8 protein-coding genes are annotated in these 6885 nt (G+C 74.4%); all 8 read right to left on the bottom strand.

All coding sequences use genetic code 11. From position 1 onward, the window contains the following. Positions 1–81: 81 nt before the first annotated feature. Positions 82–450 (bottom strand): chorismate mutase, encoded by a 369-nt coding sequence (locus HUW36_RS22070; protein WP_246248269.1) that lies wholly within the window; start codon positions 448–450, stop codon positions 82–84. After that, entirely contained in the window at positions 447–794 is a 348-nt protein-coding gene (locus HUW36_RS22065) for a cupin domain-containing protein (RefSeq protein ID WP_174529920.1), read from the bottom strand. The genes HUW36_RS22070 and HUW36_RS22065 overlap by 4 nt, the downstream gene beginning before the upstream one ends. Further along, positions 784–1488, bottom strand: coding sequence for a flavodoxin family protein (locus tag HUW36_RS22060; protein WP_246248268.1), 705 nt, complete (start codon positions 1486–1488; stop codon positions 784–786). Before HUW36_RS22060 ends, HUW36_RS22065 begins: the two co-directional genes overlap by 11 nt. 57 nt (positions 1489–1545) lie before the next feature. Then, on the bottom strand, positions 1546–2850 hold the full coding sequence (locus HUW36_RS22055; protein ID WP_174529918.1) for a TrpB-like pyridoxal phosphate-dependent enzyme: 1305 nt from the start codon (positions 2848–2850) through the stop codon (positions 1546–1548). 28 nt (positions 2851–2878) lie between these two features. Then, on the bottom strand, positions 2879–4102 hold the full coding sequence (locus tag HUW36_RS22050; protein WP_174529917.1) for an MFS transporter: 1224 nt from the start codon (positions 4100–4102) through the stop codon (positions 2879–2881). Continuing rightward, positions 4093–5328: an ATP-grasp domain-containing protein gene (locus HUW36_RS22045; RefSeq protein WP_174529916.1), complete on the bottom strand. Its 1236-nt coding sequence runs from the start codon at positions 5326–5328 to the stop codon at positions 4093–4095. The genes HUW36_RS22050 and HUW36_RS22045 overlap by 10 nt, the downstream gene beginning before the upstream one ends. Continuing rightward, positions 5325–6110, bottom strand: coding sequence for a B3/B4 domain-containing protein (locus tag HUW36_RS22040; RefSeq protein ID WP_174529915.1), 786 nt, complete (start codon positions 6108–6110; stop codon positions 5325–5327). Before HUW36_RS22040 ends, HUW36_RS22045 begins: the two co-directional genes overlap by 4 nt. 107 nt (positions 6111–6217) lie before the next feature. Next, a partial coding sequence (locus tag HUW36_RS22035) for an MFS transporter (RefSeq protein WP_217428849.1) occupies positions 6218–6885 on the bottom strand: 668 nt, incomplete at its 5' end.

The raw sequence follows: 6885 nt of genomic DNA, 5'->3' as shown, positions 1-6885 counted from the left end.
CCTCGGACACCCGCACCAGCTCGCCCGGCAGCGGGTCGAGCGTGGCCAGCGCGTGCCGCAGGTCGACCGGCGCGCGCCCGGTCATGGCCGGTCCGCCCGCGCCGGGGCGGCCCGTCGGGCCGCCAGCATCTCCAGTTGCATCCGGGTCAGCTCCTCGATCAGCGCGCGGTAGGTGGCCACCGCGACCTCCGGCGGCATGCCGTGCCGGTCGGCCAGCTCGCGGACCCGGTCCAGGACCTGCCGGACCCGGTCCGGCGAGCGGACCGCCGCCTCGTCCGACTTGTGCACGGTCAACTCCCGGACCACCCGGGTACGGACCGCCAGCAGCTCGACGATCCGCTGGTCGAGCCGGTCCACGGCGGCCCGCAGCTCGGCGATGCGGGCGGGACCGTCGGCGGCGTCGACCGGCGGCCGGCCGGCCGACGCCCCCGCGTCGTACCTGTCGGTCACGGCTGCGGGACCCGGTCGATCACGAACACGACGGTGGGCTCGTCGTCGCTGCCGGAGGAGCGGTGCTCGTCGTCGTCGGGGATGACGAAGCCCATGCCCGGGCGGCACGGCACCGAGCGGTCCCGGAAGTGGATGGTGAACTCGCCCCGCAGCACGTAGCCGGTGTGCCCACGCAGGCACCAGTGGTGCTCGTCGAAACCGGCCGGCAGCTCCAGCAGCCGCAGCCGCTGCCCCCCGACGTACGCGATCTTGACGCGCCCCTCCGCGCCGGGCTTGTCCCACTTCTCCCACTCGGTGGCCGGGAAGTCGATGCCGACCGGCACGGTCGCCTGCTCAGTGGACATTCTCGGTGTCTCCTCTGTTCGGGACGGATTCGGCGCGGCGCTGCCGCGGCACGCGTTCGTTGCGGTCCCGCCGGGGCAGGACCGGGCCGCCGGTGGACCGCCGGTGCTGCTGGAGCAGCTGCACCATGTCGACCATCCGGTGCACCATCCGCTCCAGCGCGTCGACCCCCTCGGGGTCGGTCAGCCCCGGCGTGCCGGTGGTGTTGCGCAGCAGGACCGGGAAGCCGCTGCCCACCAGGATCATGCGGTTGAGCAGCAGGTTGTTGACGATCTGGTTGTGCACCGACGAGTCGCTGTAGCGACGTCCGGTGACGATGATGCCGCCCACCTTGTCCGCCAGTGGGCGGGTGAAGCGCAGGTAGCCGACGCCGGCCCGCTCGATGAAGATCTGCATCAGGTGGGCCAGGCCGAAGCCGTGCACCGGCGCGGCGTAGATCAGCCCGTCGGCGCGGACCATCTGCTCCACCAGCGCCGGGACGTCGTCGTCCAGCTGGCAGGGCAGCGTACGGCTGTTGCAGTCGCCGCACGGGCTGCACGGTGAGATCCGGTGCTCGCGCAGCCGGACGGTACGCAGCACCGCGCCGCGCTCGGCGATCAGGCGTCCGGCGTGCGCGACCGCGAGGTCGGTGTTGCCGCCGGCCCGTTCGGAACCGTTGATGGCCAGGATGGTGGCTGCTTGGCTGGGCAATCGCACCCCCGAGGGCTCGTCGGCCGGGACGCGGCGCCGCACCGCGCCGCGTCCCGGCCTCGTTCAGTCGGTCAGCTTTCCGGCGAAGTAGTCGATGTACGCCTGCATGTCGAAGTGGCCGTGCCCGGACAGCGAGAACAGGATCGCCTTCTCCTCGCCGGTCTCCCGGCAGCGCAGCGCCTCGTCGATCGCCACTCGGACCGCGTGGCTGGACTCCGGCGCCGGCACGATGCCCTCGCTGCGCGCGAACCGCACGCCCGCCTCGAAGCAGGCGGTCTGCGGCACCGCCCGCGCCTCGATCAGGTCCACCTCGCGCAGCGCGCTCACGATCGGTGCCATGCCGTGGTAGCGCAACCCGCCGGCGTGGATGGCCGGCGGGCGGAAGTCGTGGCCCAGCGTGTGCATCTTGGCCAACGGGGTGAGCCCGGCGGTGTCGCCGAAGTCGTAGTCGTAGCTGCCCTCGGTCAGCGACGGGCAGGAGGACGGCTCGGCGGCCAGGAAGCGGACCGTCCGGCCGCCCTCGAACTGCCGGCGCAGGAACGGCAGCGCCAGCCCGGCGAAGTTGGAGCCGCCGCCGGCCGCGCCGACCACCACGTCCGGGTAGTCGTCGGCCAGGTCGAGCTGGAGCAGCGCCTCCTGGCCGATGATCGTCTGGTGCATCAGCACCAGGTTGAGCACCGAGCCGAGCGCGTAGCGGGCCGAGCCGCCGCTGCCCATCGCCGCCTCCACCGCCTCGGAGATGGCCAGGCCGAGGCTGCCGGTGGCGTCCGGGTCGGCGGCGAGCACCGCCCGGCCGGCCTCGGTCCGGTCGCTCGGGCTGGCGGTGACCGTGGCGCCGAACGTCTCCATCAGGCCCCGCCGGTAGGGCTTCTGGTCGTAGCTCACCCGGACCATGAAGACGTCGCACTCCAGGTCGAAGTAGGCGCACGCCATGGACAGCGAGCTGCCCCACTGGCCCGCGCCGGTCTCCGTGGTCAGCCGCCGCACGCCGTCGAGCTTGCTGTAGTACGCCTGCGGCACGGCGGTGTTCGGCTTGTGGCTGCCGGCGGGGCTGACCCCCTCGTACTTGAAGTAGATCCGGGCCGGGGTGTCCAGGTCGCGCTCCAGCCGGCGGGCGCGGATCAGCGGGCTGGGCCGCCACTGCCGGTAGATGTCGAGCACCGGGCCGGGGATGTCCACGTCCCGGTCGGTGGCGAACTCCTGGGCGATCAGCTCGGAGGCGAACAGCGGCGCCAGGTCGGCCGGGGTGATCGGCTCCCGGGTGCCGGGATGCAGCATCGGCGGCAGTCCCTTGGGCAGGTCGGGGACCACGTTGTACCAGGTCGTGGGGATGTCGCTCTCGGGCAGGACGAACTTCGTCGTGGTCATGGCCTCTTCCGGTGAGGGGTCGGGTGGATCACGGACGGGCGGTGGCCGGGGCGGCGGGTTCCGGCACGGGCCGGGCCTGGGGTCGCACCCGCAGCACTGCGAACGCGACCACGCCGACCACCGGGGTCAGCAGGAGCAGGAGCAGGACCGGGCGGTGCCCGCCGGCCTGCCAGACGAAGCCCAGCCCCATCGGCACCACGAGGCGGGCGGAGCTGAGCACGAAGCCGTTGAGCGCCATGAACCCGCTGACGCGGCGGGGCTCCACGTGGTCGGCGATGTAGGTCGGCACCACCACCGACGCGATGATCTCGCCGAGCGTCCAGACCACCGTGGACAGCAGCACGGCCGGCAGCGAGAACGCGAACACCAGCACCGCCATCCCCGCCGACCAGAGCAGGCCGGCGACGATCAGCAGCGTCCGCGTCGGGTACGCCTTGATCCGCTTCTCGATCAGCAGGCCGGCGCCCACCACGACCACGCTGTTGACGGTGTAGACCGCGCCGACCACCGCCACCGACGACGCCAGCACCTCGGTGACCGCGAGCGGCAGCGTGTACTCCAGGCCGATGAGCGGCGCCACGTAGCAGAACGACACCACCACCAGCACCGCCACGTCCAGGTCCCGCCGCAGCTCCGCCCGCCGGGCCCCGGTCGGCACGGGCACCGTCGCCGCGTCCCGCCCGGTGTCGGCCGGCACGAACAGCCGGATGGTGAGCGCGGCGAGCAGCCCGAGCGCGATGTTGCCGGCGAACATCAGCCCGTACGAGTAGGCGGCGGCCAGACCGCCCAGCAGCGGCCCGATGCCCATGCCGAGGTTGTTGGCGATGTAGCTGACGGTGTAGGCGAACGGTCGCTGCTCCGGCTCGGCCAGGTCGGCGATCAGCGTGTTGGCCGCCGGCGCGAACATGCCCATGCCGACGAGCGCCACGAACAGCAGCGCCGCGTACGTCCACGGCGGACCGTCCAGCACCGCCAGGCCGAGGTAGCCGGCCGCGTTGAGCAGCAGGCTGGTCACCAGCGCGGCGCGCCGGCCGGCGCGGGCGCAGACCGGGCCGCTGAGCAGGCTGCCGGCGAGCAGGCCGGTGCTGCCCACCGAGATCAGCACCCCGGCCTCGCCGGTGCTCAGCTCCCGGCTGCGCACCAGGTAGACCGCGAGCAGCGGGAAGACGAACATGCCGGCGCGGTTGATGAACGAGGCCAGCACCAGCATCCGCAGCGGGCGCGGCAGGGCGCGGAAGCGGCTCAGCCACATGACGGCTCCCCGGCCGGCTCCGTGCGGACCACGAAGGCGTCCCGGATGGTCTTGAACCGGGCCCGTACGTCGTCGAAGTCCCGGCCCTCGCAGACGTACCAGCCCAGGACGTCGTTGGAGGCGGTCGGCGGGGCGAGCACGTCGCCCACGCTCTTCCACACGTCCGCGTCGAGCACCGAGTCCAGCGCCCGCAACTCCTCGGCGGTGGTGATCGCGGTGATCCGGCCGTACCGGTCGGAGCAGAGGTATTCCGTGCCGGTCTCCGCGCCCAGCACGGCGGCCGGCACGTGCGTCGGGTCCAGTTCCAGCCGGCACCACTCGCCGGCCAGGTTGATGCCGCGCCCGGCCTCGATCGCCGGGACGATCGAGCCGCCGCCGGCCCGGGCGGCCGCCTCGCCGAAGACCACCTCCCCGTCGTCGCGCAGGAAGAACTCGACGTGCGCGACCCCGGTACGCATGCCGAAGCCGCGCAGGATCTCCGCGTTGGCGGCCAGGATGCGCCGCTCGGCCGGGGTGAGGTCGTGCGTGCGGGAGACCGTGCCGCCCGGCTCGTCGCGGAACTCCAGCACCGAGTAGGTGTAGCGGGACAGCTGCTCGAAGACCACCTCGCCGTCGCGCAGCAACGAGTCGACGTGGAACTCCGCGCCGCGCACGTACTCCTCGACCCGGTAGTCGTGCCGCGCGTCGGCCACCAGCGGCCACACCCGGGCCAGGTCGTCGGCCGAGTCCACCCGGTGGGTGTCGCCGCAAGCCCAGCCGGCGTACGGCTTGACCACGACGGGCCAGCCCACCTCGGCGGCGAACTCGGCGACCGCTCCGACGGTGTCGGGCCGGCAGGACCGGGCCACCGGCACGCCCAGCTCGGTGGCGCGGCGGTGCATCACGTTCTTGTCCCGGAACGCCAGCGCCTGCTCCGGGTCCAGGCCCGGGATGCCGTGGTCGCGGCGGCACCGCGCCGCGGTCAGCACGTCGCCCTCGAACAGCGGGAAGATCCGTTCCACCGGCCGCTCGGCCACGATCCCCGCGACCGCCGCCCGGACGGCCTCCGGGTCGTCCAGGTCGGCCCGGTGACAGGGCAGGCCGGCGGCCTCCGGGGCCGGCTGGTCGGCCGGCAGCAGCACCAGCGTGTCCACGCCCCGCTCGCCGGCGGCGGCGACCACGGCGCGGAACTGGGCGAGGTAGCGCCCGGCGGCGGGCCGGTAGACGACCAGGATCGCGCGGTTCACGACCGGCTCCCCGGGGTGCTGCCGGCCGGGCTGAGCGGGGCGAGGCTGAACACCGCGTCCCGGCCGTCCCGGTCGAGCACCGCCCGGGGCCGGGTGCCGCCGGTCAGCTCGCCGAGCGCCGTGTCGAGCCGGGCCAGCGCCGCCTCCACCTCCGCCCGGCCGCCCGGGTGGGCCGCCTCGACGGTGAGCAGCAGCCGCCGCCGGCCCAGGTCGGTGCGGACCAGGTGGCCCTGACGCCAGTTCCAGCGCCGGGAGTGCGCCCGCCCGGCGTCGTCGGCGTAGACGATCTCACCCGGCTCGGGCCGCTCCGGCGCGTCCGGGGCGCCCAACGGCAGGTACGTCTCGGTGCCGTCGGCCGGCCGGACGACCAGGTCGGCCACGCCGTCGACCGCACACGACGCGACCGGCAGCGCGGTGTCCAGCGAGACCGCGTTGCAGAGGTCGACGAGCGCGTTGATCCGGGGCAGCCGGTCGCCCCGGGCCACCCGCCGGGCGATCGACTCGGCGGCGCACGGGAACCGGTTCGGGTTCACCCCCACCGCCCGGTACGCCGCCCGCCACGCGGCGACGCCCGGCAGCTCCGCCACCCCGGCCTTGTCCAGGTCGGCCCGGTGCAGCGCGTCCTCGGCCGAGGTCAGCAACGCCGCCACGGTCGGGGAGGCCGGCCCGACCTCGACCGCCGGCACGGCGATCAGGCCGAGGACGTAGTCCGGCACGCTGGTGAGCAACCGGTCGTCGATGCGGACGGTCAGCCGGTCGGCGCCGTCGTCGAGCTGGGTCATCGTCATCCTCGTCGGTTCGGTTCACACGGTCGCCTGCGACCGTACGGAGCGTGACGGCCACCGGTTGTGGCCAATCCCGGCGGATCCGGTGAGGCCAATCGGGGCGCTCACCGGCGCACGGCTGCCCCCGGAGCGGGCCGGCCCGGCTCACGTCCGGTTTCCCCCTGATCGGGCGGTTCCCGGTCGTCCCCGGCGCGGCCCGCACGCGCGCCGAGCAGCGCGGCGCCCAGCGCCAGCACGCACAGCCCCGCGCCGACCGGCCCGAGCAGGTCGAGCGCGTGTTCGCCGCCGTGCCGCAGCACCCGGTTGCCGAGGAACCCGCCCAGCGCGATGCCGAGGAACGTGGCCGACGAGTTGAGCGACAGCAGCAGCGGCCCGGAACCCGGCGCGACCGTGAAGAGGCGGTGCTGCTGGGCCGGCTGGGTCGCCATCGCGGTGAGCCCCCACGCGGCCATGGCCAGCGTGGCCGGCAGCAGCGCCTGCCGGGTCAACGGCAGCGTGGCCAGCACCAGCGCCAGCCCGGCGACCGAGGCCAGCAGCACCGGCCGGGCGCCCCACCTGTCGGTGGCCCGTCCGCCGAGCACCGTGCCGACGACGCCCGGCACGCCGAAGACCAGCAGCAGCACCGCCAGCAGCGACCCGTCGCCGTCGGTGGCCGGCGCGAGCAACGCCCCGACGTACGTCAGCGCCAGGTAGCCCCCGGTCATGAACAGCGCGGTGGTGAGCACCGCCGCGCCGACCCGGCCCTGGCGCAACGGCGCCAGCCGGGCGGCCA

The sequence above is a fragment of the Micromonospora maritima genome (assembly GCF_902825405.1).
Taxonomy (GTDB): Bacteria; Actinomycetota; Actinomycetes; order Mycobacteriales; family Micromonosporaceae; genus Micromonospora; species Micromonospora maritima.
Note: the sequence above shows the minus strand (reverse complement) of the source record. Positions and strands in the feature narration are given on the sequence as shown.